Below are 27,000 nucleotides of genomic sequence, written 5' to 3' on the forward strand. Positions count from 1 at the left end.
GTTCCTCCCTGGAAAGTGAGCCGGCAGGCGGGTGCATGGGCGCATGCGCGCATGCGCCGAGCAGGAGCAAGGCGAGAAACGGGGTGCGATTGCGGCAGGACATGCGGGTCGTCCTTGAGGCATGGCGTTCTGGGTCGGGACTATACAAGCGAGCCGGCAACACGCACCGATGCTCAATCGGCGAGCGCCCGCCTGCGCTCGCGCCACCGGGCGGCCTGCGCCGGGTCGTGGCGGTCGCCGGTGGCGTCTTCGTGCAGTGCGATCAGCAGGTCGATGGCGGCGGCGTCGTCCAGCTCGGCGGCCTCGCGCAGGCGGCGTTCGGCGGCGTGGACGTCGCGCAGGTGCGGGTCGTCGCCGAGGTGCAGTTCGCCCAACCGGCGCAGCACGTCGGCGCGCCAGGCGTAGCCGGTGTCGTCGGCCAGGGGCCGCAGCCACTCGTACGCTTCGCGGCGCAGCGGTGATGCCGTGTCCGGGGCGGCGTGCTGCGCCAGTTCGAGCAGCACCAGCGCCGCACGGTGCGCTCCGGCGGTCTCACCGCGGCGGGCGGCGTCGCAATAGTGGACGAGCGCCGCTTCCGGATCGCGCGGCGTGCCGCGGCCGTGCTCGCAGGCCCAGCCGAGACGGTAGTGCGCGTAGGCGTCGTTCATCAGCGCCGCGCGCCGGTACAGCGCGAGCGCGCCGGGCAGGTCCTGCGGTCCGCCGATGCCTTCGTCGTACAGATCGGCCAGCTCCACATGCGCGTCGCGGTGGTTGCGCGCGCGCTGCAGCAGCAGTTCGAGCCAGGCGCGGCCGGCCGCCGGTTCGGGGTCGCCGCCTTCGCCGTCGAGCAGCAGGCGGGCGAGGCGGTGCATGGCCTCGGGCAGGCCGTCGTCGGCGACTTCGCGCGGGGTCCAGTCGACGCGGCCGCGCAGGCGGCCGAGCAGGCCTGCGGTGCGCGGGGCGAAGCCGGCCGCGCGTGCGCACCATTCGCGCGCGGCGGCGGCATCGCCAGCGTCGAGCGCGAGACAGGCGCGCTGGTAGGCGGCGCGTCGGTCGCCGGCCAGCGCGGCCGCTTCGAGCGCGTTCGCGGGGTGCTCGCGACGGCCGTCGCGGTGCAGTCGCCAGCGCTGGCCGGCGGCGTCGACCGCCACTGCCGGCGCGTCCTCGCGCCAGCGCGCGGCGAGCGCGTCGGCGATGGCGGGCAACGCAGCGTCATTGCGCGCGCGCTGGCCTTCGATCTCGACGAAGTCGATGGGGTGGCGCTCGCGGCCGTCGGCATCCAGCACGCCGAGCAGCCGCATGCGCCCGCCGGCATCGGGCGCGGGCCGCTGGGCAAGAAAGACGATGTCGGCGCCGTCGGCGCTGCGCCCGGCGACGAACGCGCACAGCGCCTCGTGCGTGCACGCAACGACTTCCGCACCGCGCCGCAGATCCCACGCCCCGTAGCGGCGCTTGCGCCCGCGGCCGCGCCCGATGCGCAGCAGGTGCGGGCAGCCGTCGTCGGAGCTGCGCACACGCACGGCGGGGAACGGCTCGATCGAGTCGTACTCGAAGGGCACCTGCACGCGGCCGTCGAGGTCGATCAGCCCGAGCGCGCGTTCGCGCGCGAGCAACCGCAGCGGCTGGCCGGCCGGCGCGAGCGGCTCGAGCGTGCGGTAGCGCGGGGCGATGCGCTCGTGCCCGTCGCGGTCGAGCAGGCCCCAGCGGCCCGTGCGCTGGACGAGGACGCCGGCGCCCTGCGGCAGCACCTGCAGCGCGTCCCACGCGGGCGCGATCCACGGTTGCGTGTCGGCGTGCAGCAGGCCGTGGCGACCGTCGCGGACCACCCGCCATGCGTCGGTGAGAGGATCCCATTCGGCGTCCTCGAACTGCGGCGGAACCCGCCAGCCGTCGGCATCGACGAAGCCGTAGCGGCCGCCGCCGAGCGCGGGCGAGACGGTGGCGTGGAAGCCGGTCATCTCCTCGATCGCGGGCACGTACCGCTCCGGGGCGGTGTGCCATACGCCGTCCGTGCCGAGCAGGCCCCAGTGCCCGCGCCACGCGGCGGGCGCGAGCAGGCGGTCCCCATCGAACGTCCGGAAATCCCACGCGGCATCGAGATCCGGCGCGCGCAGCAGCACGGCGCAGTCGTGCTCCACGCGCAACAGGCCCCAATGGCGGTCGCGTCGCACCCACAGCAGATCGGGCGCGTCGTTGCCGGCGGATTCGATCGCATCCCATTCGGCGGGCATCAGCACTTCGGCGGGCGCGCCGGTGTCGGCCTCGGCACGTCGGCGCAGGCCCCAGCGGCCGTCCTGGCGGAACGCTTCGCAGCCTTCGTGCAGGAACGGATCGACCGCTTCGAACGCGTCGAAGGCGACCTCGCGCGGGGTGTCCGTGTCGAAGTACGGATGCGCGATGCCGCCGAAACCGAATTGCCACCACCAGGCGTCGGGACCGGCGTAGCCGTCGCCGTAGGCGTCGAGTTCGAGCAGCGCATCGAAAGCGGCGTGGTCGTCTTCGCGCATCGCCGTCTGCAGCGCGTCCCAGAGCGCATCGCAGTCGGCGCGCGCCTCGTCGATGAAGTGCGCCGGTTCCCCGGTCAGCCATGACAGTTCGTCGAGATCGGCGGAGAAGTGCAGGCCGGTGCCGTCGGTGGCACCGAGCGTGGTGCAGCGCTCGCGCAGGCAGGCGGTGAGCGCGTCGAAGTGCATCGGCAGCCACGGCAGCCGTGCCGCGCGCGGGTGTCGGCGCACGAATGCCGCGATCGCGTCGATGCGCGCGAACGCGGGCGCGGCCTTCGCGATCAGGCCGGGCGTGCCGGCATCGCCGAACACGCGCTGATCGGTGTTCGCCGCGCCCGGCCCGCCGCCGGCCAGCAGCACGCGCCACAACGTCGGGAACAGGTTGTTCGCTTCGGCGAACAGGCTTCCGCCACCGTGGCGGACGTTCTCCTCGGTGCCCAGATACAGATACGCGCGATTGCCCACGGCCGTCGTCCCTGGCGGAAAGCGCGCAGCCTAGCGGCTGGTCGGGGGTGGTCAAGGCGTGCGCCCCCGGACACCGGCGCCGGTGTCGGATTCGTGGCTTTAGTGAACCGGCGGTTTCTATTTTGCGCTGCAGCGTGCAAACCCTCTAACGATTCCTTCACGATGGCCCCGCATCCCGACGTGGGGGAGGGAGCAGGCCCGCTACCGGTTCGACCGGGGCGGGCTTTTTATTGCCCGCAGGCGACAATCCGCGGATGACGACCGCCGTTGCCAACCCGTCGCGCGACCGCGCCGTCGCGCGACTGCAGGCCCTCGCCGCGCGCGAGGGCATTCCGTGGGATTCCGGCGCCGCCGCGCGCGTCGCGCGGCTGGCGGAGGTCAGCGCGTGGGCGATCGACGTGCTCGAACGCCAGCCCGCGCTGCTGGCCCGGTTGCTGGCGGACGACGGCGCGGGCCCCGCGCAAGCGCCCGCGCTGGCGCCCGAGCAGCGCGCGGAGTGGCCCGCGCTGCTGCGCCGGTATCGCGCCGCCGAATCGGTGCGGCTGATCTGGCGCGATGCGCTCGGCCTGGACGATGTCGACACCACGCTGGCCGGCACCACGCGGCTGGCCGAGCGCTGCCTGCAGACCGCGCTCGCCGCGCTGGAGGCGGACTTCGCGCAGCGGCATGGCGTGGTGCGCGACGGGCACGGGCAAGCGCAGCGGCTGGTGGTGTTCGCGCTCGGCAAGCTCGGCGGCGGCGAGCTGAACTTCAGCTCCGACGTCGACCTGGTCTACGCCTATCCGCACGAGGGCGAATCCGACGGCGCGCGCGCGCTGCACGCCGAGGCCTACTTCGCCCGGCTCGGCCAGCAGCTCGCGCGGCTGCTCGACGAGGTCACCGCGGACGGCTTCTGCCACCGGGTCGATCTGCGCCTGCGCCCGCACGGCAGCGTGGGGCGGCTGGCATGGTCGTTCGCGGCGATGGAGCAGTACTTCCAGCGCGAGGGCCGCGACTGGGAGCGCTACGCCTGGCAGAAGGCGCGCCCGGTGGCGGGCGACATCGAAGCGGGCGAGCGGTTCCTGGAGACGCTGCGGCCGTTCGTCTACCGCCGCTACCTCGATTTCGGCGCGCTCGACGGCCTGCGCGCGATGAAGGCGGCGATCGCCGCCGAGGTGGCGCGCAAGGAGCTGGCCGACGACATCAAGCGCGGCCCCGGCGGGATCCGCGAGATCGAGTTCCTGGTGCAGGCGCTGCAACTGATCCGCGGCGGCCGCGAACCGGCGCTGCGCGGCCGCGCGCTGCTGCCGATGCTGGAGGCGCTGGTGGCGCAGCGGCTGATCGCGCCGCAGGCCGGCGCGGCGCTGGCGGAGGCGTACCGTTTCCTCCGGCGCGTGGAGAATCGCCTGCAGATGTGGGCCGACGCGCAGACGCATCGCCTGCCGGAGCAGGACGAGGCGCGCGAACGCCTGGCGCGCGGACTCGGCTTCGCCGACTGGACCGCGTTCCGCGCCGCGCTGGACGGCCATCGCAGGGCGGTGGGCGCCGAGTTCGAGGCGCTGCTGGCGCCGCGCGATCGCGGTGCGCCGCCGGACGCGCTGGCGCGCTACTGGCAGGCGCTGCCGGACCACGGCGAGCCGCAGGCGCTGGCGGACGCCGGGTTCGAGGATGTCGAAGACGCCGACGGCCTGCTGCGCGATCTGGCGCGTAGCCCCGGCGTGCGCGGGTTGTCGGGCAGCGCGCGGGCGCGTCTGGACCGCGTGGTGCCGGCGCTGCTGCAGGCCGCGGCGGCGTCCGGCCGCCCGATGCTGGCGTTGCGGCGCGTGCTGGCGCTGCTGCAGAACATCCTGCGTCGCAGCGCGTATCTGGCGCTGCTCGACGAACAGCCGGCGGCGCTGGCGCGGCTGGTGGACACGGTCGCGCACAGCGCGCTGCTGGCCGAGCGCGTCGCCGCCTACCCGCTGCTGCTCGACGAGCTGCTGGACGCGCGCGTGGCCGGCGAGGTGCCCGACCGCGCCGCGCTGCACGCCGCGTGCGCGGCGGTCGAGGGGGACGACGCCGAAGCGGTGCTGCAGGCGCTGAACGAGGCGCGCCAGGCGCTGGGGTTCCGCATCGCTCTCGCGTTGCGCGACGGCCGCGCCGACGCGGTGGCCTGCGCGCAGCGGCTGGCATGGCTGGCCGACGCGGTGGTGGCGCGCGTGCTGCGGCTGGCCGAGGCGGAAGTCGCCGCCGCCCACGGGCGTGTGCCGCAGGCGCGGTTCGCGGTGATCGGCTACGGCAGTCTGGGCGGCGAGGAGCTGGGGTTCGGCTCCGACCTCGATCTGGTGTTCCTGTACCACGCGCCGGAGGCGGCGGTGTCCGACGGCGCGCGCGCGCTGGACGCCGCGCGCTGGTTCGTGCGGCTGGCGCAGAAGGTGGTCGCGCTGCTCGGCACGGCGACCGCGGCCGGGCGGCTGTACGACGTCGACGTGCGCCTGCGGCCCGACGGCGCCAAGGGCCTGCTGGTCACCACCCGGGACGCGTTCGCCGACTACCAGCGCGAACGCGCCTGGACCTGGGAACACCAGGCGCTGGTGCGCGCGCGCGGCGTGGCCGGCGATGCGACGCTGCTGGCGGAGTTCGAGGACATCCGCGCGCGCACCGTCGGGCGCACGCGCGAGCCCGCGGCGGTGCGCGCCGACGTGCGCGACATGCGCCGGCGCATGCGCGCCGAGCTCGACCGCAGCGATGCCGCGGCGTTCGATCTCAAGCAGGGCGAAGGCGGGCTGGTGGACCTCGAATTCCTGCTGCAGGCCATCGTGCTTGAGCACGCGCACGCGCACCCGGCGCTGCTCGCGCCGCGCACCACGCCGCGGCTGATCGACGCCGCCGCGCGGGCCGGCGTGCTGGCGCCGGACATCGCCGCGCGCCTGCATGAGGCGCATGCGGTCCTGCTGGCGCGCGGGCTGGCCAGTACCCTCGACCGCCAGCCTCGGCGCGTGCGCTACGACGAGACCATCGAAACCGCGCGCGCGCAGGTGCGGGCGGCGGTGGCGGCGTGCGGGCTGCGGTTCGATCGCGACGAGGAGGGAAAGGGCCCTGCGGCGCCGCCGTAGACCGCCTCATCGCGTTCGCGCGCGCCCTTCGCGGGACGAGCGGGCGCAGTCGCGCGTTCGTGCGTCCCGCGGACGCCAGGTCAACCGGCCAGGTCCAGCCGGCGCCGCACTTCCGCCGCCACCCGCGCCGTCTCGCGCAGCGGCGTCGCCGCGAACGGCGCGAGCGTGCCGTCGAACGCGCGCGCGCGGCGGCGCTCGAGCAGCGCATCGACGAACCGCCGCGGCCGCCCGTCCAACTTCGCGGCGCCGACGACGTACAGCGGCGCGGCGGTCGCCGCCGCTTCCGAGAGCATGTTCACCGAGTCGGCGCTGCAGACGATCGCGTCGGCCCAGGCCAGCAGTCCGGGATAGGGGTTGGCGCCGTCGCGCGGGTCGCTCCAGCGCACTCCGGGCAGACCGTCGGCCGCCGCGCGCACCGCCGCGACGGCGTCCGCCGGGGTGCGGCGCGAGGTGGTGAGCAGCAGGCTGCCGCCCGCGTGCCGGATCGCCGCGGCCACCGCAGCGGTCCAGTGCGCGAAGTCCTCGCGCGCGAAACGCGCATGCGCGCTCGGCCCGCCCACCAGCAGCGCCACGCGCGGCGCGGGCAGGGCGGCGAAGCCGGCGAACGCCTCGCGCGCCGCCGCCAGCCACGCCTCGTCCACCGGATGCAGGCTGCCGAGCAGCGTGATCACGTTGGCGCCGCGCAGGCCGTCGTGCTCGGGAGCGACGACCAGATCCCAGTGCCGGCAGGCGATGCGCGGATCGAGGATCTGCACCGTGCGCGAACCGCGCTCGCGCAACAGCCGGGTCGCCAGCGCGGCTTGCCGGCCGCAGCCGATCGCCAGTCGCGGCGGCGTGCGCAACGCGGTGCGGAACGGCTCGCCCCAGGCGCGCGCGTTCCCCGGCAGTCGGCGCGGGGCGAACCAGCGCCACGGCGCCTGCGTCTGCAACGTCCACGCCCGCGCCTGCACCCCCAGCGCGCTCGCCAGCGCCGACGCCTGCCGCACGTTGCCCGCGTGGCCGTCGCTCAGCACCCAGGCGTCGTGGTCGGCACAGACTCGTTTCACCGCGCGGATCGATCCGTTCTGGCGCCCGGCGGGAGGGCGCGACGATGCAGACTCTACACTTCGTGGCCTTACCGTTCGCTCGCCCGAAGGAGTTGCCGATGAGGCTTGATGATGTCGCCCTCGACACGCTGTTCCGCACCGCCCGTAGCCACAACGAACTGAGCGGGGAGGTAAGCGACGATACCCTGCACCAGCTCTACGAGCTGCTGAAGTGGGGGCCGACCAGCGCCAACTCGTCGCCCGCGCGTTTCGTGTTTGTGAAGTCCAAAGAGGCCAAGGAGAAGCTGCGCCCCGCGCTCGACGAGGGCAATCTCGCCAAGACCATGCGCGCGCCGGTGACGGTGATCGTCGCCTACGACCTGGCATTCTTCGAGAAGATGCCCTACCTGTTCCCGCACACCGACGCCAAGGGCTGGTTCGACACCAAGTCCGAACGCGAGCTGGAAACGATCTGCCTGCGCAACGGCAGCCTGCAGGGCGCCTACCTCATCCTCGCCGCGCGCGCGCTCGGGCTGGATTGCGGTCCGATGTCCGGCTTCGACAACGCCAAGGTCGACGAGGCGTTCTTCGCCGGCACGCGGATCCGGTCCAACTTCCTGGTCAATCTCGGCTACGGCCGTCGCGAGGCCCTGTTCCCCCGTTCGCCCCGGCTTCCGTTCGACGAAGCCGCGCGCATCCTCTGAAGGAGACCGCCATGCTCAAGTCCGTCGCGCTCGCCGTCCTGCTCGCCGCCGTCGCCTCCGCGCACGCCGCGCCGCGCAGCTATCGCATCGACCCGGCCCACACCAGCGTGATCGCGAGCTGGAACCACCTGGGCTTCTCCAATCCGGTCGCGCACTTCGGCGAGGTCGAGGGCACGATCGTGTACGACGCCGAGAAGCCCGAGGCGTCGAGGGTCGAGGTGACGCTGCCGCTGACCGGGCTCGATTCGCACGTGCCCAAGCTGGACGAGCACCTGCGCAGCGCGGATTTCTTCGACGCCGCCCGCCACCCGGCGATCACGTTCCGCAGCACGCGGGTGGAAGCGGCGGGCGCGAACCGCCTGAAAGTCACGGGCGATCTCACCGTGCGCGGCGTCACGCGGCCGGTGGTGCTGGACGTCGTCGTCAACAAGGTCGGCGAGCATCCGATGACGCGCAAGCCGATGGCCGGCTTCGATGCGAGCACCACGCTTAAGCGCAGCGAGTTCGGCCTCGGCCGCGGCGTGCCCAACGTCAGCGACGAGGTCACCATCCGCATCAGCACCGAGGCGGTGGGCGACGCCGGGATGGCGCCGTGATCGTCGAACGTCCCGCTGCCGCGCGCGGCCACGTGCGCGCCGACTGGCTCGACAGCCGGCACACGTTCTCCTTCGGGCATTACTACGACCCGGCGTGGATGGGCTTCGGCGCGCTGCGCGTGATCAACGAGGACCGCGTCGCGCCCGGCGCCGGATTCCCGGAGCACGGCCACGCCAACATGGAAATTCTCAGCTACGTGCTGGAGGGCCGGCTCTCGCATCGCGACAGCAGCGGCGGCGGCGGCGTGATCGCGGCTGGCGAGATGCAGTGGATGAGCGCCGGGCACGGCATCCGGCACAGCGAGTTCAACGCCTCCGACGCCGAACCCGTGCGCTTCCTGCAGATCTGGATCCAGCCGGCGCGCTCCAACATGCGCCCAGCCTATGCGCAGCGCGCGTTCGCCGGGCGCGAGCGTGGCCGCTGGACGCTGCTGGCCGCGCCCGACGGCGCCGAGGACAGCCTGCCGATCCGCCAGGACGCGCGCGTGTGGGCGGTGCGGTTGGGGCAGGGCGACACCGCCGCGCGCGCGCTCGATCCGGCGCGGCGCTACTGGCTGCACGTGGCGCGCGGTGGCATCGCGCTGAGCGATCGCACGCTCGGCGCCGGCGATGCGCTCGGCTTGGTCGACGAAGCGGGCGAGCTCGCGTTGGGCTTCCACGGCGCGGAGGAGGCCGAGGCGCTGCTGTTCGACCTGCCGCGGTGAGGCTTGCGCGGGGATGACGCCCGAAGGCGCGCGGCGGCGTTCCGGGTGCTCGCGCGCCGCCCGGTGCGGCTCCGCCGCCGCCGGGCGGTAAACTTGCGCATCCTCCGACTCCCCGGCCCGCCATGTCCGCCGAAGCGAACCGCCCTACGCAGGATAGGAACGTCCAGTCCAATGCCGAGCGCCGCTACACGGTGCGCCGCGCCGATCTGCCGCTGAGCTGCCCGATGCCGTCGATGGCGCTGTGGAACTCGCACCCGCGCGTGTTCCTGCCGATCGAGGCCGAGCGCGAAAGCAAGTGCCCCTACTGCGGGGCCGTCTACGTCCTCGAGGACTGAGCCGCGCCGGATGCGCCGGCTGACCGTCGTCCAGGTGCTGCCTGCGCTCGAGTCGGGCGGGGTGGAGCGTTCGACGCTGGAGATCGCGCAGGCGCTCGTCGCCGCCGGCCATCGCGCGGTGGTGGTGTCGGCGGGCGGCCGGCTGGTGCCGCGGCTGCAGGCGCTCGGCGCCGAGCACGTGCGCCTGCCGATCGGCCGCAAGACGCCGCTGGTGTTCCGCCACGCGCTCGCGCTGCGCCGTCTGTTCGCCGAGGCCGACGTGGTGCACGCGCGCTCGCGGCTGCCCGCCTGGGTCGCGCTCGCCGCGCTGCGGCTGCTGCCCGCGTCGCGTCGCCCGCGCTTCGTCACCACCGTCCACGGCCTCAACTCGCCCTCGCGCTACAGCCGGGTGATGACGCGCGGCGAGCGGGTGATCTGCGTCTCGCCCAGCGTGCGCGAGTACGTGCTTCGCCACTACCCCGACACCGATGCCGCCCGGCTGTGCGTGATCCCGCGCGGCATCGAGCCCGCGGCGTTCCCGCGCGCGCCGCATCCGGACACCGACGCGCGCGCGTGGGCGGCGCGCCAGCATCCGGCGCTCGCGCCGGATCGCCCGCTGCTGCTGCTGCCCGGACGCGGCACGCGGCTGAAAGGGCACGCCGATGCGCTGCGCCTGCTGGCGGGACTGCACGAGGACGGCATCGACGCCGCGCTGTGGCTGCCCGGCGCGCGCGAGGCCGGGCGCGAGGCCTACATCGCCGAACTGGAGCGCGAAGCGGCCGCGCTCGGCATCGCCGAGGCGGTCGCCTTCACCGCACCGACCGACGCGATCGCGCGCGCCTACGCGGCCGCCGATCTCGTCCTGCAGCTCTCGCGCAAGCCGGAGGCGTTCGGCCGCACCGTGCTGGAGGCGCTGGCGGTCGGCCGTCCGGTGCTCGGCTGGGCGCACGGCGGCGTCGGCGATCTGCTGCGCGAACTGCAGCCGCAGGGCGCGGTGACGCCGTTCGACGCGCAGGCGCTGCGGGCCGCGGCGCACGCGTTGCTGCGCCATCCGCCCGCACCGCCGGCTACGATCCCCTACACCTTGCGCGCCATGCAGGAGGCCACGCTTGCCGTCTACGCCGAACTCGCAGACCGCCGCTGAGCCGCGCACGCCCGACGGCTGGCGCTGGGCGCCGTGGTGGGTGCTCGCGTTCGTCGCCCTGTGGCCGATGCCGGGCATCGCCGAGGGCGTGCTGGTGCTCGGCGCGCTGGCGGCGATCGCGCGCCTGCTCGCGGAGCGCTTCCGCGGCGGCTCGCAGCTGCTCAGCCACGAAGCCTGGGCGCTCACCAGCGTGCTGTTCTTCGCCTACTGGCTGCCGCAACTGGTATCGGCGTTCGATGCGGTGGACCGCTCGCGCGCGTTCCTCGAATCGGCGAAGGACCTGCGCTATCTGCCCTTCCTCTGGCTGGCGGCGGCGGCGGTGGCGAACCCGCACGGCCGGCGCGTCACCTTCGTCGGCCTTGCGACGATCGTCGCGGTGTGGACGGCCGACGCGCTCGCGCAGGCGGTGTCGGGCCACAGCCCGATGTTCTCGCTGCTGGATCAGGCCAAGCAGGCGATCAGCGACCGGCCGCTGTGCCCGCCCGACCAGATCCAGGACGGCGCGCGGCTGGGCGGCGTGCTCGGGCCGTGCAATCTCAAGCTCGGTCAGGTGCTGGCCAGCCTGTCGCCGTTCCTGCTGTACGTGGGCGGACGCCGGCTCGGCGGTCTGGGCTGGGTGCTCGCCGCCGGAGCGGTCGGTCTGGTCGTGCTGCTGACCGGCACGCGCGCGGCGTGGATCACGTTCGCGCTGGCGCTGCTGCTCTCCGGCTGGCGCGTGCTCGGATGGAAGAAGCTGCTGGGCGTGTTCGCGTTCGGCGCGCTGGCGCTGGCGCTGCTGTGCACGGTGTCGGCGCCGGTGCGCGAACGCGTGGGCCGCACGGTGGCGGGGCTCAGCGCCGAGCAGGCCGACGTCGACCGCGCGCTCGCCGGGCGCTCGCGGATCTGGTCGGCGGCGTGGTGCATGGCGCGCGAGCATCCGTTCAACGGTGTCGGCGCGCGCGGCTTCCGCAACGCGTTCGCCGCCTGCGACCCGCAGCCGGGCCAGCCGCCCGCGTGGGGCGAGGGCCCCGCGCTGCATGCGCACCAGATCGTGCTGGAGGTGTTGAGCGAGACCGGCGCGTTCGGGCTGCTGCTGTGGCTGGCCGGCGTCGCGCTGGCCTGGCGCGCCTGGCGTTACGCCACTCCGGCGGCGCGCGACCGCGCGCGTCCGGCGATGCTCGCGCTCGCGGTGACCGTGTTCCCGCTCAACACGCACCTGGCCTTCTACTCGACGTTCTGGGGCGGGCTGACGCTGATGCTGGCCGCGCTGTTCGCCGGCAGCCTGCTGGCGCGGGGCCGGGATTAGCGATCCGGGGTTCGGGGATCGGGTGGGCGGGACCTGCTCCCTATGTCCCTGCTCCCTGCTTCCTGCGGTAAGGCGAGCGCGCCCCGCCGGGGCGCCGCTTGAAGCGGCGGTGGATCCACAGGTACTGGCTCGGCGCCTCGCGCACCATCGCCTCGATCGCGGCGTTCACCCGTGCGCTGTCGGCCGTCGCGTCGTCGGACGGGAAGTCCGGCAGCGGCGGCGCGATCCGCAGCACGTAGCGGCCGCCCTCGCGGCGGTGGAAGAACGGCACCACCGCGCAGCCGGTCAGACGGGCGAACTGGTGGGTGGCGGTGATGGTCGCCGCCGGCACGCCGAAGAACGGCGCGAACACGGTGTCCTTGCCGCGCATGTCCTGGTCCGGCGCGTACCACAGCAGCCCGCCCTGCTTGAGATGGCGCAGCGCGGCGCGCACCTCGTCGTTGCCGAACATCGCCGCCGCATAGCGCAGGCGGCCGCGCTTGACCGCCCACTCCATCACCGGATTGCGGTAGCGGCGGTACATGCCGGCCAGCGGCACGTGGTCGCAGAGCAGGCGGCCGCAGGTCTCCAGCGTCATGAAATGGCCGGAGATCAGCAGCACGCCGCGACCCTGCGCACGCAGCGCGGTCAGATGCTCCAGGCCCTCGATGCGCGCCCGGCGCCGGATCGGCGTGATCGAGCCCCACCACGCCCGCGCGAACTCGAACAGGCCGATGCCGAAATCGCGGAAGCTCGCGCGCAGCAGCGCCTCGCGCTCGGCCTCGGTCATCGCGGGGAAGCACAGCCGCAGGTTGATCCGCGCGGCGCGCCGGCGAAGCGGCACCATCAGGCGCAGCACCCCGCCCAGCACGCCGCCCAGCGCGCGCTGCAACGGCCACGGCAGCCGCGCCGCGAGCGCCATCGCGGCCACCGCGACCCAGGTCGGCCAATGGCGCGGATGCCGCGGCGGTGCGCCGGCGCAAGTGGGGGAGGGCGAGCTCATCGGCGCGATTCTACGGAACCGGCGCGATGGGCCGATTCGTCGCGTTCCGCGCTAGCGGTAAAGCCGCTGGCACACGTCGCACCAGAACGCGCGCCGTTGCGCCCGTCCCAGCGCCCTGCGGTACTGCAGGCGCGCGCCGTCGCGCGGGCAGACGCTGCGCGTGTGCACCTGCCAGTGCTTCTTCAGCACGTAGGCCTTCTTCCAGGCGTAGAAGTCGAAGCTGTACTCGCGCGCCTGCGCGACCAGCTCGCCCAGCTTGCGCGCCGGCAGCGCGCCCACCGTGCTCTCCGGATGCACGCGGATCCGGAACAGCACCTCGTTCTTGATGATGTTGCCGACGCCCGCGAACACGTCCTGGTCCAGCAGCGCGTCGCAGACCAGCGCATCCGGCCGCGCGCGCAGCTTGCGGCGTGCGGCGGCCGGATCCCATTCGTCGGCCATCACGTCCGCGCTCCAGTCGTAGAGCGCGTCGGGGGCGTCGTCCAGGAAGCGCAGCGAGCAGGCGTAGAAGTCGATGCGGCCGTTGCGGAAGCGCAGCGCCAGCCGCGGCGTGGCGCCGCTGGGATCGTCGATCCGGTAGCGGCCCCACAGCATGAAATGCACGCGCAGCGCCTCGCTGCCGAAGTCCATCAGGAAATGCTTGCCCCAACTGCGCACGCCGCGCAGCGTGCGGCCCTTCAGCCGGGCGATGTCGAGCCGGCTGTTGCCCTCGACCTCCAGCACGCGCCGGCCGACGAAGCGCTCGGCCTCCTCGCGGAGAATGACGATCGAGGGGCCCTCCGGCATCGTCAGTCGGCGCGCACGCTCGCGTTCAACGCGGCGGCGAGCGCGGCGTCGCCGTTGACCAGATCCTGCCAGCGCAACTGCACGCCCTTGCGGTGACCCTTCTCGACCAGCTTCAGCCCGTCGGGGTCGATGGTCAGCGTGTAGGCGCGGTCGTCGATCGCGATCTCGCGCCGGATGGGCTTCTCCAGTTTGGTGGTCATGGCGTCCGTGGGTTGGGGGAAAACGGCGGAACGCTAGCCTGCGGCCGGGCCACGGGCCGTGAACGCCGCGTGCGCTGCGTCGCGCCGTGACAGCGCGCCGCGCGGGGCGTAGCGTGGCAGGCCCGCCAGGAGGGCCCACGATGAACGTCCGCTCGCACGCCACAGGCTCGCCGAACTGGTTCGAGCTCGGCACCCGGGACGCAGCCGCCGCAGAAGCGTTCTACACCGCGCTGTTCGGCTGGACGAGGGAGCATTCGCCGATGCCCGACGGCAGCCGCTACACCCTGTTCCGGCTCGACGACCGGGTGGTCGCCGCCTGTTACCCGCTCGGCGCCGAGGCCGCCGCGATGCCCTCGAACTGGGGCGTCTACTTCCGCGTGGAAGACTGCGATTACGCGGCCGGCGAGGTGCGCGCGCTCGGCGGCAGCGTCGTGGTCGAGCCGTTCGACGTCGACCCGCACGCGCGCGTGGCGGTGTGCGCCGACCCCGGCGGCGCGGTGTTCTCGCTCTACCAGCCCTACGACCATCCCGGCGTGGAGGCGGTGCGCGAGCGCAACGCGGTGTGCTGGGTGGAGCTCGCCACGCGCGACATCGAACGCGACGAGGCGTTCTACACCCGGCTGTTCGAATGGAGCATGCACAGCCACGACGCCTCGCCGGTGCCCTACCGCCTGTTCGGCAATGCCGACGGCACGCTCGGCGGCCTGATGCAGATGACGCCCGAGTGGGGCGAGATACCCGCGCACTGGTCGCTCTACGTGCAGGTGGAGGACGTCGACGCCGCGGTGGCGCGCGCGCAGACGCTGGGCGGGACGGTGTGCGTGCCGGCGTTCGACGCGCCGGGCGTGGGCCGCATCGCCCGCATCGACGATCCCGCCGGCGCCGGCTTCTACCTCATCGCGCTGGCGCAGGCCTGCTGAGGACGCGCGCCGAGCGTGGACGCGGCGGGCCCGCATGGGGCCCGCCGCAGATGGCGGTCAGAAGCGCGCGCCGATGCCCACGCCCACCACCACCGGGTCGAGCTCGGCTTCCGCCGCGTCGACGCCGTTCACCCGGACGTCGGTGGCGCCGGTGTGCAGGTAGCGCACGTCGGTGCGGGCGAACCAGGTCGGGGTGATGTTGAAGTCCACGCCGACCGTGGCCATCGGCCCCTTCGCGGTGTCGATGCCGATGCGGTTGCCCGCCAGCGGACCGCCCGCGCTCGCCTCCTCGTCCTTGAAGTTCATCTCGTAATAGCCCAGGCCGACGAACGGCCGCACGGTCCGCGCCGCATCGCCGAAGTGGTACTGCGCGCTCAGCGCGTACGGCTGCGCCTTCACGCTGGCCGCCTTGGCGCCGCCCAGTTCCACCCGATGGCCGAACGCATCGGCGCCCCAGGCTTCGACGGCGAAGTTGTCGTTGATGTGCCAGGTCGCACCGAGCGTAGGCGCGCCGTCGCCGCCGAAATCGGATTCGCTGCCGGCGATGCGGCCGGTGTCGCTTTTCGGCTCGCTCAGCGCGTAGCCGCCGGTCACGGAGAAGCGCTTGGCGGTGGGGGAGGCGGATTCGTCCTGCGCGAAGGCAGGCATGGCGGCCAGGGAAGCGAGCAGGGCCAGGGTCAAGGAACGGTTTCGCATGACAGCTCTCCTCAAATGTCGTTGTGGTCGCCTTGAGGAAGGCGGTGCCGGATGGCGCGACCGACCCTAGCCAAGCGCGCATGAACCGAATCCGGCGCGCACCATGCGCGAGCGCACGTGCGCTCAAAGCGGGTTCATCGACGTCGGCGGAGGGTGAGCGCGCGCCGATCCGGCCAACGCATGTCGCGCGCATACGTTTGCAGCGTTCCACCGGCGATTGGCGCGATCCGTCCCGCACGGACACAATAGGGGCTTCGCGCATCGCACTGCGGAGCCCCCATGGCAGAGCTGAAGGAAGCACGCGTCCCCGATATCGGCGATTTCGAGGGCGTGCCGGTCATCGAGCTGCTGGTCGCCGTCGGCGACACGGTCAAGGCCGATCAGGGCCTGGTCACGCTCGAATCCGACAAGGCGACGATGGAGGTGCCCGCGCCGTTCGACGGCATCGTGCGCGAGCTGCGGGTGAAGGTCGGCGACACCGTGTCCGAAGGGACGGTGGTGGCGCTGATCGAGGCCGCCGCGCCCGCGCCCGCGGCGCGCACGGCCGAACCGGCGCCGGCCGCGGCGAGCGCCGGCAGCGAGCCCGACACCCGGCTGGAGCCGGTCGCTCCGTCCACGCAACCCGACCGCCTCGCGCAGCGCGAGATCGCGCAGAGCCCGATCGCGCAGCTGGCCTCGAGCGCACCGCAGGGCGAGGGCGAGGTGCCGTCGCCGCGCACGCCGCCGGTGGCGTTCGGCGCCGAGGAACTGCTGCCTTCCAACGTGCCTTACGCCAGCCCCGCGGTGCGCCTGTTCGCGCGCGAGCTCGGCGTCGATCTCGCCCGCGTCCAGGGCAGCGCCCGCAACGGCCGCATCACCAAGGAGGACGTGCAGGCGTTCGTGAAGTCGGTGATGCAGGGCGGCGCGCCGGCGCCGCAGGCCGGCACGCCCGCGGGCGGCGGCCTGAATCTGCTGCCGTGGCCGAAGGTCGACTTCGCGAAGTTCGGCGAGATCGAAGTGCGCGAGCTGTCGCGCATCAAGAAGATTTCCGGCGCCAACCTCGCCCGCAACTGGGCGATGATCCCGCACGTCACCCAGCACGACGAGGCGGACATCACCGACCTCGAGGCGCTGCGCGTGCAGCTCAACAAGGAGCACGAGAAGGCCGGCATCAAGCTGACCATGCTCGCGTTCCTGATGAAGGCGTGCGTGGTCGCGCTGAAGAAGTATCCCGAGTTCAACGCCTCGCTCGATGGCAGCGGCGAGCACCTGGTGCTGAAGAAGTACTTCCATATCGGCTTCGCCGCCGACACGCCGAACGGGCTGGTGGTGCCGGTGGTGCGCGACGTCGACCGCAAGGGCGTGCTCGAACTGGCGAAGGAAACCGCGGAGCTCGCCGCCCGCGCCCGCGAGGGCAAGCTGACGCCGGCGGAGATGAGCGGCGGCTGCTTCTCGATCAGCTCGCTCGGCGGCATCGGCGGCACCGCGTTCACCCCGATCGTCAACGCGCCGGAAGTGGCCATCCTGGGCGTCTCGAAGTCGGCGATGAAGCCGGTGTGGGATGGCGCCCAGTTCGTGCCGCGGCTGATGCTGCCGCTGTCGTTGTCCTACGACCACCGCGTGATCGACGGCGCCGCCGCCGCGCGCTTCACCGCCTACCTCGGCCAGTTGCTCGCGGACATGCGCCGCGTGCTGCTGTAGGGCGGGTTCCGACCCGCCGCGCGCAATCCGCCGCGCGCACCCCGCCGCGTGCGCACCCTGCCGCGCGCGGTCGAACATGGCAATGGCGGGCCAAGGCCCGCCCGACAGGAATCCCGCAATGGCGACGATCGAAGTGAAGGTGCCCGACATCGGCGATTTCGAAGGCGTGCCGGTGATCGAATTGCTGGTCGCGCCCGGCGACGCCGTGCGCAAGGACCAGGGCCTGGTCACGCTGGAATCCGACAAGGCGACGATGGAGGTGCCGTCGTCGGTCGACGGCGTGGTCAAGGAGCTGAAGGTGAAGGTCGGCGATACGGTGTCCGAAGGCGCCGTGATCGCGATCGTCGAAGCGGCGGGCGCGGAAGCCGCTTCTTCTCCCTCTCCCTCATCGCGCGGGAAGGACCGGGGCGAGGGGGCGCCGTCGCCGGCCGCTTCCCCCTCGTCCCCGACGCGCGGAGGAGAGGGGCGCGGCGAGGGGGCGGCGCCGCAGGCCGCCGCGGCCAGCGGCCGCAAGGCCGACGTCGAATGCCGCATGCTGGTGCTCGGCGCCGGCCCCGGCGGCTACACCGCCGCGTTCCGCGCCGCCGACCTCGGCCTCGACACCGTGCTGGTCGAGCGTTACCCGACTCTCGGCGGCGTCTGCCTCAACGTCGGCTGCATTCCGTCGAAGGCGCTGCTGCACGCGGCGGCGGTGATCGACGAGGCGGCGCACGCGAAGGAGTACGGCATCGACTTCGGCGCGCCGAAGATCGCGCTCGATGCGCTGCGCGCGTACAAGGAGAAGGTGGTCGGCCAGCTCACCAAGGGCCTGGCCGGCATGGCCAAACAGCGCAAGGTGCGCGTGGTGCAGGGCAGCGGTCGCTTCGTCTCGCCGCACGAGCTGGAAGTGCAGGGCGAGGGCGGCACGCAACTGATCCGCTTCGAGCAGTGCATCATCGCCGCCGGTTCGCAGCCGGTGAAGCTGCCGGGCTTCCCGTGGGACGATCCGCGGGTGATGGATTCCACCGACGCGCTCGAACTGGCCGAGGTGCCGAAGAGGCTGCTGGTGGTCGGCGGCGGCATCATCGGCCTGGAAATGGCCACCGTGTACCGCGCGCTCGGCAGCGAAGTGACCGTGGTCGAACTCGCCGGGCAGTTGATGCCCGGCGCCGATGCGGACCTGGTCAAGCCGCTCGCCGACCGCCTGAAGAAGCAGGGCGTGGCGGTGCATCTGCAGACGAAAGTGGCCGAGGCCAGGCCACAGAAGAACGGCATCGCCTGCACGTTCGACGGCGCCAGTATTCCCGAGACGAAGCCGTTCGACCGCGTGCTGGTGGCGGTCGGCCGCGCGCCCAACGGCAACCGGATCGACGCGCACAAGGCCGGCGTCACCGTCACCGAGCGCGGCTTCATCCCGGTCGACCGCCAGATGCGCACCAACGTGCCGCACATCTTCGCGATCGGCGATCTGGTCGGCAATCCGATGCTGGCGCACAAGGCCACCCACGAGGGCAAGCTGGCGGCCGAAGTCGCCGCCGGCGAGAAGCGCGAGTGGATCGCGCGCGTGATTCCGTCGGTGGCCTACACCGATCCGGAAATCGCCTGGGTCGGCGTCACCGAAACCGAGGCGAAGGCGAAGGGCCTGAAGGTCGGCGTCGGCAAGTTCCCGTGGGCGGCGAGCGGCCGCGCGATCGGCCTCGGCCGCACCGAAGGCGTCACCAAGCTGGTGTTCGACGAGGCCTCCCATCGCGTGATCGGCGGCGGCATCGTCGGCCCGCACGCGGGCGAGCTGATCGCCGAGATCGCGCTGGCCATCGAGATGGGCGCCGAGGCGGCCGACATCGGCCACACCATCCATCCGCATCCCACCCTGAGCGAATCGGTGGCGATGGCGGCCGAGGTGTACGAAGGCACCATCACCGACCTCTACCTCCCGAAGAAGAGATAGCGATGCGCACCCTCGGCCTGCTCGGCGGCATGAGCTGGGAATCGACGATTTCCTACTACCGGCTCATCAACGAACGCGTGCGCGAGCGGCTGGGCGGGCTGCACTCGGCCAGGTTGCTGCTCTACAGCGTGGACTTCGCGGAGATCGAAGCGCTGCAGCACCAGGGGCGCTGGGACGAAGCCGGCGCGATGCTCGCCGACGCCGGGCGGCGCCTGGCCGCGGCCGGCGCGGACGCGCTCGTGATCTGCACCAACACGATGCACCTCGTCGCGCCGCAGGTGGAGGCCGCAAGCGGGCTGCCGCTGCTGCACATCGCCGATGCCACCGCGCGTCGCATCCGCGAGGCGGGGATCGTGCGCGTCGGCCTGCTCGGCACGCGCTTCACCATGGAACAGGCGTTCTACCGCGAGCGGCTGGAGCGCGCGGGGCTCACGGTGCGCGTGCCCGATGCCGACACGCGCGCCGAGGTGCACCGCGTGATCTACGAGGAGCTGTGCCGCGGCCGGATCGTCGAAGCCTCGCGCGAACGCTACCGCGCGATCATGGCCGCGCTCGCCGCCGAGGGTTGCGAGGGCATCATCCTCGGCTGCACCGAGATCGGCCTCTTGGTCGGCGACGACGATGCCGTCGTGCCGCTGTTCGACACCACCCGCATCCACGCCGAGGACAGCGCCGACTGGGCGCTCGCCACGGCTCCGGCGGCCGCCGCCGTCGCCTGAAAAGGCGAAGCCCCGGCCGGGACCGGGGCTTCGGAGTCCCCCGCCGCGTTGCCGTGACGAGGAGTGGCGTGCGGGGGCGTCCACCATCATGACCCGCGTGCCGGCGAAAGGTTCCGCGGCGGCGTGGCGCCGTCTGAACGCGTGAATCGCCGCATCCGCCCGTCAGGCCTCCAGCACGCGCGCGCGCCGTCGGCGCTCGAGGCGCTTCCACGCCTTCTCGTGCAGATGGAAGGCGACCGTGTTGCAGGCCGGCTCCACCAGCGCCAGCGCGCCGCCGACCCAGACGTTCCCCGTCAGCAGGTAGCCGACGCCGAACGCGACCAGGAAATGGATGCCGGCGAAGCTCAGGGTCTTGCGCATGGAACCCTCGCGAACAAACGAGAACGGTTCCCATCTTCGCCCCGTGCCGGGCGATGTCCAATCGTTTGTTCCTTCCGCGCCGATAGCCGGCGGCGATCGCGCCCCGGCCCGGCCGGTCTTCCGGCGGTTGCCGCAACCCACTGCGCGGGCTATACTTTTGCGGCTTCCCCGGGCGGTTTTCACGCCCACCTCCAGCCCGACGAGTTCCACGTGCACGATCCCCTGTCCACAGGTCGCCGCGTGGCGATTCGCGCGGTCGCCTGGCAGGCCGGAGCGGTCGCGGCGACGGCGCTGGTGTTCGTGGCCGCCGGTCCGCGGCAGGCGCTGGCCGCGGTGGTGGGCGGGATCGCGGTGATGCTGGGCTCGTGGCTGTCGGCCCGGCTCATGCTCGGAGGCGGCATCGGTCCGGCGGGTGCGGCGCTGGTGCGCTGGTTCGTCGGTCTGATCGCCAAATGGGCGCTGGTTTTCGCGGCGCTGGGTGTGGGCTTCGGCGTGTGGCGCCTGCCGCCCGTGCCGCTGCTGGTCGGCATCGTGGTCGCGCTCGGCGCGCAGGTGCTGGCCTCGCTGCAGCGGTCGCGCTGAGCCCCGCGCGGCCCGCAATCGACGAATTCAACCTTTTCCAGGATTGGGGATATGGCGAGCGAGGCGGAACTCACTCCCACCGGCTACATCCAGCATCACCTGCACAACCTGACCGTCCAGGTCGGCGAGGGCGGGTTCTGGACCCTGCACCTCGACACCCTGGTCATGTCGGTCGGCCTCGGCCTGCTGATGGTGGTGCTGTTCTGGCTGGCCACGCGCAAGCCGACCTCCGGCGTGCCGGGCAAGTGGCAGGCGTTCGTCGAGATCTGCCTCGAGTTCGTCGACCGCCAGGCGCGCGACACCTACCACGGCCCGAGCCGGCTGGTGACGCCGATCGCGATCACCCTGTTCTTCTGGATCCTCCTGATGAACCTCATCAAGATGATCCCGGCCGACTTCATCGCCAAGCCGCTCGAGCTGGCCGGCGTGCCGTACTTCAAGCCGGTGCCGACCGCCGACGTCAACGCCACGCTCGGCATGTCGATCAGCGTCTTCTTCCTGATGCTGTTCTTCTCGATCCGTTCGAAGGGCTTCGGCGGCTTCACCCACGAGTTCCTGACCGCGCCGTTCGGCAAGTGGATGATGCCGTTCAACCTGCTGCTCAACATCGTCGAATGGCTGAGCAAGCCGGTGTCGCTGGCGATGCGACTGTTCGGCAACATGTTCGGCGGCGAGATCGTGTTCCTGCTGATCTGGGTGCTGGGCGGCGCCGGCCTGCTCGGCGCGCTCGCCGGCGGCGTCTTCGGCCTCGGCTGGATGATCTTCCACCTGCTGGTGATCCCGCTGCAGGCCTTCATTTTCATGATGCTGTCGATCGTCTACCTGAGCCTGTCCGAAGAGGCGCACTGACGGCTCGTCCTGTTCCGCTTTCCCTTCCACCTTTCGCACTACCGCACCGGAGAAAACCATGGAAAACGTCCTGACCCAGCTCGCCCAAGTCGAAGCCTCGACCGCTCTGGCCATCGGCCTGATGATCGGTCTCGCGGCGCTGGGCGCCGGTATCGGTCTGGCCATCATGGCCGGCAAGTTCCTGGAGTCCTCGGCGCGTCAGCCGGAGCTGATTCCGGTGTTGCAGGTCCGCATGTTCATCACCGCCGGCCTGATCGACGCGGCGTTCATCATCACGGTCGCCGTGGCGCTGCTGCTCGCGTTCGCGAACCCGCTGTCGGGCCGTGTCACCACCGCCGCCGCTTCGGCGCCGGCCGCCGCCGCGCAGTAAGTCGCACGCCTCGCGCTGCGGACGGACCGTCCGCAGCGCGGTCGCTCCACGGGCGCCCACGCGCCTGGCCGTCCCCTCAGGCAGAGCGTTAGCCGATGAACATCAACCTCACCCTATTCGCCCAGGCGCTGGCCTTCGCCGGCCTGATCTGGCTGATCGCGACCAAGATCTGGCCGCCGCTGCTGCGCGCCATCGAGGAGCGCCAGCAGAAGATCGCCGAGGGCCTGGCTGCGGCCGACCGCAGCCAGAAGGATCTCGCCCAGGCGCAGGAGAAGGTCGACGCCGCGCTGCGCGAGGCGCGCGTCAAGGCCAACGAGATCATCGAGCAGGCCCACCAGCGCGCCAACCAGATCGTCGAACAGGCCAGGCAGGAAGCGATCGTCGAGGCCGAACGCCAGAAGGCGATCGCGCTCGCCGAGATCGACGCCGCCGCCAACCGCGCGCGCGAGGACCTGCGTCGCCAGGTCGCCGTGCTCGCCGTGGCCGGCGCCGAGAAGCTGATCCAGCGCGAGATCGACGCCAACGCCCACAAGGCGCTGCTCGACGAACTCGCCGCCCAGATCTGAGTGACGCCATGAGCCAGCCCGTCACCCTCGCCCGTCCGTACGCCCGCGCCGCTTTCGCGCTGGCGCGCGAGCAGGGCCGCGCCGCGGAGTGGTCGCGCGCGCTCGCCTTCGCGGCGCGCGTGGCGGAAGACCCGCAGGCGCAGGCGCTGCTCAAGCACCCGCAGCTTGCCGTCGCCGACGCGGTCGCGCTGGTCGCGCCGGACGGCGCCGACGAGTCGCTGCAGCGGTTCCTGGCGCTGCTGGCGGAGAACCGCCGGCTGGCGCTGCTGCCGGAGATCGCCGGGCTGTTCGAGCAGTTGCGTGCCGACGCCGAGCGCATCGTCAGGGCGCGCGTCACCGCCGCCACCGCGCTGCCGGGCGACACTCTGGAGTCGATCCGCGCCGCGCTGCGTCGCCGCTTCGGTCGCGAGATCGAACTGGAGACCGCGGTCGATCCGACGCTGATCGGCGGCGCGGTCATCGACGCCGGCGACGTCGTGATCGACGGCTCGCTGAAGGGCAAGCTGGCGCGCCTGCAGAACATGCTGGCCGCCTGACCGAATTCCATTGCCATTCCGGCCCGCGGGCCGGGCAGAAGGACATCCCATGTCTACCCAGCTCAACCCCTCCGAAATCAGCGAACTCATCAAGACCCGCATCGAGAAGGTCAAGCTGGCCGCCGAAGCGCGCAACGAAGGCACCGTGACCTCGGTGTCCGACGGCATCGTGCGCATCCACGGCCTGGCCGACGTGATGCAGGGCGAAATGGTCGAGCTGCCGAACCAGACCTACGCGCTGGCGCTGAACCTGGAGCGCGATTCGGTCGGCGCGGTGGTGCTGGGCGACTACGAGCACCTGCGCGAAGGCGACGTGGCGCGCACCACCGGCCGCATCCTCGAAGTGCCGGTGGGTCCGGAACTGCTCGGCCGCGTGGTCGACGCGCTCGGCCGTCCGATCGACGGCAAGGGTCCGATCGCCGCGCAGCTTCGCGCGCCGGTGGAGCGCGTCGCGCCGGGCGTGATCTGGCGCAAGTCGGTCGACCAGCCGGTGCAGACCGGCTACAAGTCGGTCGACTCGATGATCCCGATCGGCCGCGGCCAGCGCGAGCTGATCATCGGCGACCGCCAGACCGGCAAGACCGCGCTGGCGATCGACACGATCATCAACCAGAAGGGCACCGGCATTAAGTGCATCTACGTGGCGATCGGCCAGAAGGCCTCGACCGTCGCCAACGTGGTGCGCCGCCTGGAGGAGAACGGCGCGATGGGCCACACCATCGTGGTCGCCGCCACCGCCTCGGAATCGGCCGCGATGCAGTACATCGCCGCCTACGCCGGCTGCACCATGGGCGAGTACTTCATGGACCGCGGCCAGGACGCGCTGATCATCTACGACGACCTGTCCAAGCACGCGGTCGCCTACCGTCAGATCTCGCTGCTGCTGCGCCGTCCGCCGGGCCGCGAGGCGTATCCGGGCGACGTGTTCTACCTGCACTCGCGCCTGCTGGAGCGCGCCGCGCGCGTCTCGGCCGAGTATGTCGAGCAGTTCACCCGCGGCGAGGTCAAGGGCCAGACCGGCTCGCTGACCGCGCTGCCGATCATCGAGACCCAGGCCGGCGACGTGTCCGCGTTCGTGCCGACCAACGTCATCTCGATCACCGACGGCCAGATCTTCCTCGAGACCGACCTGTTCAACGCCGGCATCCGTCCGGCGGTGAACGCCGGCATCTCGGTCTCGCGCGTCGGTGGCGCGGCGCAGACGAAGATCATCAAGAAGCTGTCCGGCGGCATCCGCATCGCGCTGGCGCAGTACCGCGAGCTCGCCGCGTTCGCCCAGTTCGCCTCCGACCTCGACGAGGCGACCCGCAAGCAGCTCGAGCGCGGCCAGCGCGTCACCGAGCTGATGAAGCAGAAGCAGTACGCGCCGCTGCCGATCGCGCTGCAGGCGCTGTCGATCTACGCCGTGAACGAGGGCTACCTCGACGACGTGCCGGTGAGCAAGATCGGCGCGTTCGAGGCCGGCCTGCACGCGCATTTCGTCAACACCGAGTCGGCGCTGGCGGACCGCATCAACCAGACCGGCGCCTGGGACGACGCCATCGAGGCCACGTTCAAGAAGACGATCGAGGACTTCAAGCGTACCGGGACGTGGTGAGGCCGGGAATCGGAAATCGGGAATAGGGAATCGCAGGAGCGAGAGCGGGACGGCGACGCCGATTCCCGATTCTCGATTCCCGATTCCCGCGAGCGAAGCGAGCAGACATGGCAGGCGGACGCGAAATCAAGTCGAAGATCAAGAGCGTGCAGAACACCCGCAAGGTGACGCGCGCGCTGGAGATGGTCTCGGCCTCCAAGATCCGCAAGGCGCAGGATCGGATGAAGGCGTCGCGCCCGTACGCGCGCGTCATGCGGCAGGTGATCGGGCACCTCGCGCAGGCGAGCACCGACTACCGCCATCCGTTCATGGTCGAGCGGCCGGTCAAGCGCGTCGGCTATGTGATCGTTTCGTCCGACCGCGGCCTGGCCGGTGGCCTCAACAACAATCTGTTCCGTCGCCTGCTGGCCGAGTTCCGCAGCTGGCACGAGCAGGGCGTCGAGATCGACGTGGTGACCATCGGCCAGAAGGCGTCGGTGTTTTTCCGCCGACTCAAGGTCAACATGCTGGCCTCGGTGACGCACCTCGGCGACGTGCCGCGGCTGGAGCAACTGGTCGGCGTGATCAAGGTGATGCTGGACGCCTACACCGGCGGTCAGGTCGACCGCGTGTACGTCTGCTACAACCACTTCGTCAACACGATGACGCAGAAGCCGACGATGGACCAGCTCGTGCCGCTGCCCGCGTCGGACGCGCCGGTCGCCAAGCACGACTGGGACTACATCTACGAGCCCGACGCCGCGACCGTGCTGGAGCACGTGCTGACGCGCTACATCGAGGCGCAGGTGTACCAGGCGGTGATCGAGAACGTCGCCTCCGAGCACGCCGCCCGCATGGTGGCGATGAAGGCGGCCAGCGACAACGCGACCAAGCTGATCGGCACGCTGAGCCTGATGTACAACAAGGCCCGGCAGGCGGCGATCACGCAGGAAATCTCCGAGATCGTCGGCGGCGCTGCCGCGGTCTGACCCATTCCGGCGGACGTCGCGACGGCCGCCACCGATTTAGAGCTACGAGGAAACAACGATGAGCCAAGGCAAGATCGTCCAGATCATCGGTGCCGTCGTCGACGTGGAGTTCCCGCGCGAGCAGGTGCCGAAGGTGTACGACGCGCTGAAGGTCGAGAACACCGCCATCACGCTGGAAGTGCAGCAGCAGCTCGGCGACGGCGTCGTGCGCACGATCGCGCTCGGCTCGACCGACGGCCTGAAGCGCAACCTGACCGTCACCAACACCGGCCGCGCGATCGCGGTGCCGGTGGGCGCCGGCACGCTCGGCCGCATCATGGACGTGCTCGGCAACCCGATCGACGAGGCCGGCCCGATCCAGGCCAGCGAGCACTGGGAAATCCACCGCGCCGCGCCGAGCTACGAGGACCAGTCCTCGGCCACCGACCTGCTCGAGACCGGCATCAAGGTGATCGACCTGATGTGCCCGTTCGCCAAGGGCGGCAAGGTCGGCCTGTTCGGCGGCGCCGGCGTCGGCAAGACCGTCAACATGATGGAGCTGATCAACAACATCGCCAAGGCGCACTCGGGCCTGTCGGTGTTCGCCGGCGTGGGCGAGCGTACCCGCGAGGGCAACGACTTCTACCACGAGATGAAGGACTCCAACGTCCTCGACAAGGTGGCGATGGTCTACGGCCAGATGAACGAGCCGCCGGGCAACCGCCTGCGCGTGGCGCTGACCGGCCTGACGATGGCCGAGTACTTCCGCGACGAGCGCGACGCGAAGACCGGCAAGGGCCGCGACGTGCTGCTGTTCATCGACAACATCTACCGCTACACGCTGGCCGGCACCGAAGTGTCGGCGCTGCTGGGCCGCATGCCGTCGGCGGTGGGTTACCAGCCGACGCTGGCCGAGGAGATGGGCGTGCTGCAGGAGCGCATCACCTCGACCAAGACCGGCTCGATCACCTCGATCCAGGCGGTGTACGTGCCGGCCGACGACCTGACCGACCCGTCGCCGGCGACCACCTTCGCCCACCTCGATGCCACCGTGGTGCTGTCGCGCCAGATCGCCTCGCTCGGCATCTATCCGGCGGTGGACCCGCTGGATTCGACCTCGCGCCAGCTCGACCCGAACGTGATCGGCGTGGAGCACTACGAGACCGCGCGCCGCGTGCAGGCCACCCTGCAGCGCTACAAGGAGCTGAAGGACATCATCGCGATCCTCGGCATGGACGAGCTGTCCGAAGAGGACAAGATGGCGGTCTACCGCGCGCGCAAGATCGAGCGCTTCTTCAGCCAGCCGTTCCACGTGGCGGAAGTGTTCACCGGCGCGCCCGGCAAGTACGTGCCGCTGAAGGAGACCATCCGCGGCTTCAAGATGATCGTCGACGGCGAGTGCGACCACCTGCCGGAGCAGGCGTTCTACATGGTCGGCGGCATCGACGAGGTGTTCGAGAAGGCCAAGAAGCTGGGCGTGGCGGCCTGA

General features: G+C 71.8%; 26 protein-coding genes. 19 read left to right on the top strand and 7 right to left on the bottom strand.

Translation table 11 applies throughout. The features are described from left to right. Positions 1–173: 173 nt before the first annotated feature. Positions 174–2,948 carry a tetratricopeptide repeat protein gene (locus FQY64_RS06420; protein WP_146473068.1) on the bottom strand — a complete coding sequence of 925 codons (2,775 nt, stop codon included), beginning with the start codon at positions 2,946–2,948 and terminating at the stop codon, positions 174–176. Positions 2,949–3,202: 254 nt separating this feature from the next. Between FQY64_RS06420 and glnE the strand changes: the two genes are divergently transcribed. Further along, the gene (glnE, locus tag FQY64_RS06425; RefSeq protein WP_146473070.1) at positions 3,203–6,022 is read left to right on the top strand and encodes a bifunctional [glutamate--ammonia ligase]-adenylyl-L-tyrosine phosphorylase/[glutamate--ammonia-ligase] adenylyltransferase; all 2,820 of its coding nucleotides are present in this window, start codon (positions 3,203–3,205) and stop codon (positions 6,020–6,022) included. Positions 6,023–6,102: 80 nt separating this feature from the next. Here the strand turns inward: glnE and FQY64_RS06430 are convergent, their stop codons facing one another. Next, positions 6,103–7,068 carry a mitochondrial fission ELM1 family protein gene (locus tag FQY64_RS06430; protein ID WP_146473072.1) on the bottom strand — a complete coding sequence of 322 codons (966 nt, stop codon included), beginning with the start codon at positions 7,066–7,068 and terminating at the stop codon, positions 6,103–6,105. 98 nt (positions 7,069–7,166) lie between these two features. Between FQY64_RS06430 and FQY64_RS06435 the strand changes: the two genes are divergently transcribed. The 6 genes from FQY64_RS06435 (at position 7,167) to FQY64_RS06460 (ending at position 11,794) form a co-directional block, all read left to right on the top strand. Continuing rightward, positions 7,167–7,751, top strand: coding sequence for a malonic semialdehyde reductase (locus FQY64_RS06435; RefSeq protein ID WP_386112754.1), 585 nt, complete (start codon positions 7,167–7,169; stop codon positions 7,749–7,751). Between the two features lie 11 nt (positions 7,752–7,762). Beyond that, the gene (locus FQY64_RS06440; RefSeq protein ID WP_146473074.1) at positions 7,763–8,347 is read left to right on the top strand and encodes a YceI family protein; all 585 of its coding nucleotides are present in this window, start codon (positions 7,763–7,765) and stop codon (positions 8,345–8,347) included. Continuing rightward, a complete protein-coding gene (locus FQY64_RS06445; RefSeq protein ID WP_146473076.1) occupies positions 8,344–9,051 on the top strand; it encodes a pirin family protein in 708 nt (235 codons plus the stop codon). Before FQY64_RS06440 ends, FQY64_RS06445 begins: the two co-directional genes overlap by 4 nt. Before the next feature lie 122 nt (positions 9,052–9,173). Further along, the gene (locus FQY64_RS06450) at positions 9,174–9,386 is read left to right on the top strand and encodes a zinc-finger domain-containing protein (protein WP_146473078.1); all 213 of its coding nucleotides are present in this window, start codon (positions 9,174–9,176) and stop codon (positions 9,384–9,386) included. A gap of 10 nt (positions 9,387–9,396) precedes the next feature. Then, positions 9,397–10,509 (top strand): glycosyltransferase, encoded by a 1,113-nt coding sequence (locus tag FQY64_RS06455; protein ID WP_146473080.1) that lies wholly within the window; start codon positions 9,397–9,399, stop codon positions 10,507–10,509. Beyond that, a complete protein-coding gene (locus tag FQY64_RS06460) occupies positions 10,475–11,794 on the top strand; it encodes an O-antigen ligase family protein (protein ID WP_229814882.1) in 1,320 nt (439 codons plus the stop codon). The genes FQY64_RS06455 and FQY64_RS06460 overlap by 35 nt, the downstream gene beginning before the upstream one ends. 40 nt (positions 11,795–11,834) lie before the next feature. Here the strand turns inward: FQY64_RS06460 and lpxL are convergent, their stop codons facing one another. Genes lpxL through FQY64_RS06475 form a run of 3 tightly spaced genes read right to left on the bottom strand, consistent with a single transcriptional unit; the run spans position 11,835 to position 13,762 of the window. Then, positions 11,835–12,776 carry an LpxL/LpxP family Kdo(2)-lipid IV(A) lauroyl/palmitoleoyl acyltransferase gene (gene lpxL / locus FQY64_RS06465; protein ID WP_146473082.1) on the bottom strand — a complete coding sequence of 314 codons (942 nt, stop codon included), beginning with the start codon at positions 12,774–12,776 and terminating at the stop codon, positions 11,835–11,837. 51 nt (positions 12,777–12,827) lie between these two features. Then, positions 12,828–13,562, bottom strand: a complete 735-nt coding sequence (locus tag FQY64_RS06470; protein WP_146473084.1) for a DNA-formamidopyrimidine glycosylase family protein — start codon at positions 13,560–13,562, stop codon at positions 12,828–12,830. Positions 13,563–13,564: 2 nt separating this feature from the next. After that, positions 13,565–13,762 (bottom strand): hypothetical protein, encoded by a 198-nt coding sequence (locus tag FQY64_RS06475; RefSeq protein WP_146473086.1) that lies wholly within the window; start codon positions 13,760–13,762, stop codon positions 13,565–13,567. Positions 13,763–13,902: 140 nt separating this feature from the next. On the opposite strand from FQY64_RS06475, the gene FQY64_RS06480 reads away from it, so the two are divergent. Beyond that, on the top strand, positions 13,903–14,682 hold the full coding sequence (locus tag FQY64_RS06480; protein WP_146473088.1) for a VOC family protein: 780 nt from the start codon (positions 13,903–13,905) through the stop codon (positions 14,680–14,682). A 57-nt stretch (positions 14,683–14,739) separates the two neighbouring features. Here FQY64_RS06480 and FQY64_RS06485 read toward each other — a convergent pair whose 3' ends face one another. Then, positions 14,740–15,378, bottom strand: a complete 639-nt coding sequence (locus FQY64_RS06485; protein ID WP_146473090.1) for an OmpW/AlkL family protein — start codon at positions 15,376–15,378, stop codon at positions 14,740–14,742. A 279-nt stretch (positions 15,379–15,657) separates the two neighbouring features. On the opposite strand from FQY64_RS06485, the gene FQY64_RS06490 reads away from it, so the two are divergent. From FQY64_RS06490 to FQY64_RS06500, 3 genes are all read left to right on the top strand, one after another. Then, complete coding sequence (locus FQY64_RS06490) at positions 15,658–17,058, top strand: dihydrolipoyllysine-residue acetyltransferase (RefSeq protein ID WP_146473092.1); 1,401 nt, start codon at positions 15,658–15,660, stop codon at positions 17,056–17,058. Positions 17,059–17,176: 118 nt separating this feature from the next. After that, a complete protein-coding gene (gene lpdA / locus FQY64_RS06495) occupies positions 17,177–18,985 on the top strand; it encodes a dihydrolipoyl dehydrogenase (protein ID WP_146473094.1) in 1,809 nt (602 codons plus the stop codon). Positions 18,986–18,987: 2 nt separating this feature from the next. Further along, the gene (locus tag FQY64_RS06500; protein ID WP_146473096.1) at positions 18,988–19,704 is read left to right on the top strand and encodes an aspartate/glutamate racemase family protein; all 717 of its coding nucleotides are present in this window, start codon (positions 18,988–18,990) and stop codon (positions 19,702–19,704) included. A 162-nt stretch (positions 19,705–19,866) separates the two neighbouring features. On the opposite strand, the gene FQY64_RS06505 is transcribed toward FQY64_RS06500, so the two are convergent. Then, positions 19,867–20,064 carry a DUF2061 domain-containing protein gene (locus FQY64_RS06505; protein ID WP_146473098.1) on the bottom strand — a complete coding sequence of 66 codons (198 nt, stop codon included), beginning with the start codon at positions 20,062–20,064 and terminating at the stop codon, positions 19,867–19,869. A gap of 210 nt (positions 20,065–20,274) precedes the next feature. Between FQY64_RS06505 and FQY64_RS15040 the strand changes: the two genes are divergently transcribed. From FQY64_RS15040 to atpD, 8 genes are all read left to right on the top strand, one after another. Next, positions 20,275–20,646, top strand: a complete 372-nt coding sequence (locus tag FQY64_RS15040) for an ATP synthase subunit I (protein ID WP_146473100.1) — start codon at positions 20,275–20,277, stop codon at positions 20,644–20,646. Positions 20,647–20,697: 51 nt separating this feature from the next. Further along, on the top strand, positions 20,698–21,495 hold the full coding sequence (atpB, locus tag FQY64_RS06515; protein WP_146473102.1) for a F0F1 ATP synthase subunit A: 798 nt from the start codon (positions 20,698–20,700) through the stop codon (positions 21,493–21,495). Between the two features lie 58 nt (positions 21,496–21,553). Further along, the gene (gene atpE, locus FQY64_RS06520; RefSeq protein WP_146473104.1) at positions 21,554–21,865 is read left to right on the top strand and encodes a F0F1 ATP synthase subunit C; all 312 of its coding nucleotides are present in this window, start codon (positions 21,554–21,556) and stop codon (positions 21,863–21,865) included. 95 nt (positions 21,866–21,960) lie between these two features. Next, complete coding sequence (locus FQY64_RS06525; RefSeq protein WP_146473106.1) at positions 21,961–22,431, top strand: F0F1 ATP synthase subunit B; 471 nt, start codon at positions 21,961–21,963, stop codon at positions 22,429–22,431. Between the two features lie 8 nt (positions 22,432–22,439). Continuing rightward, positions 22,440–22,967 (top strand): F0F1 ATP synthase subunit delta, encoded by a 528-nt coding sequence (locus FQY64_RS06530; RefSeq protein ID WP_146473108.1) that lies wholly within the window; start codon positions 22,440–22,442, stop codon positions 22,965–22,967. Between the two features lie 49 nt (positions 22,968–23,016). Continuing rightward, positions 23,017–24,564: a F0F1 ATP synthase subunit alpha gene (atpA, locus tag FQY64_RS06535; protein ID WP_146473110.1), complete on the top strand. Its 1,548-nt coding sequence runs from the start codon at positions 23,017–23,019 to the stop codon at positions 24,562–24,564. A gap of 107 nt (positions 24,565–24,671) precedes the next feature. Continuing rightward, positions 24,672–25,532, top strand: a complete 861-nt coding sequence (atpG, locus tag FQY64_RS06540) for a F0F1 ATP synthase subunit gamma (protein ID WP_146473112.1) — start codon at positions 24,672–24,674, stop codon at positions 25,530–25,532. A 58-nt stretch (positions 25,533–25,590) separates the two neighbouring features. Beyond that, on the top strand, positions 25,591–27,000 hold the full coding sequence (atpD, locus tag FQY64_RS06545) for a F0F1 ATP synthase subunit beta (protein WP_146473114.1): 1,410 nt from the start codon (positions 25,591–25,593) through the stop codon (positions 26,998–27,000).

This window comes from Vulcaniibacterium thermophilum (genome assembly GCF_007923255.1).
Taxonomy (GTDB): Bacteria; Pseudomonadota; Gammaproteobacteria; order Xanthomonadales; family Xanthomonadaceae; genus Lysobacter_F; species Lysobacter_F thermophilum.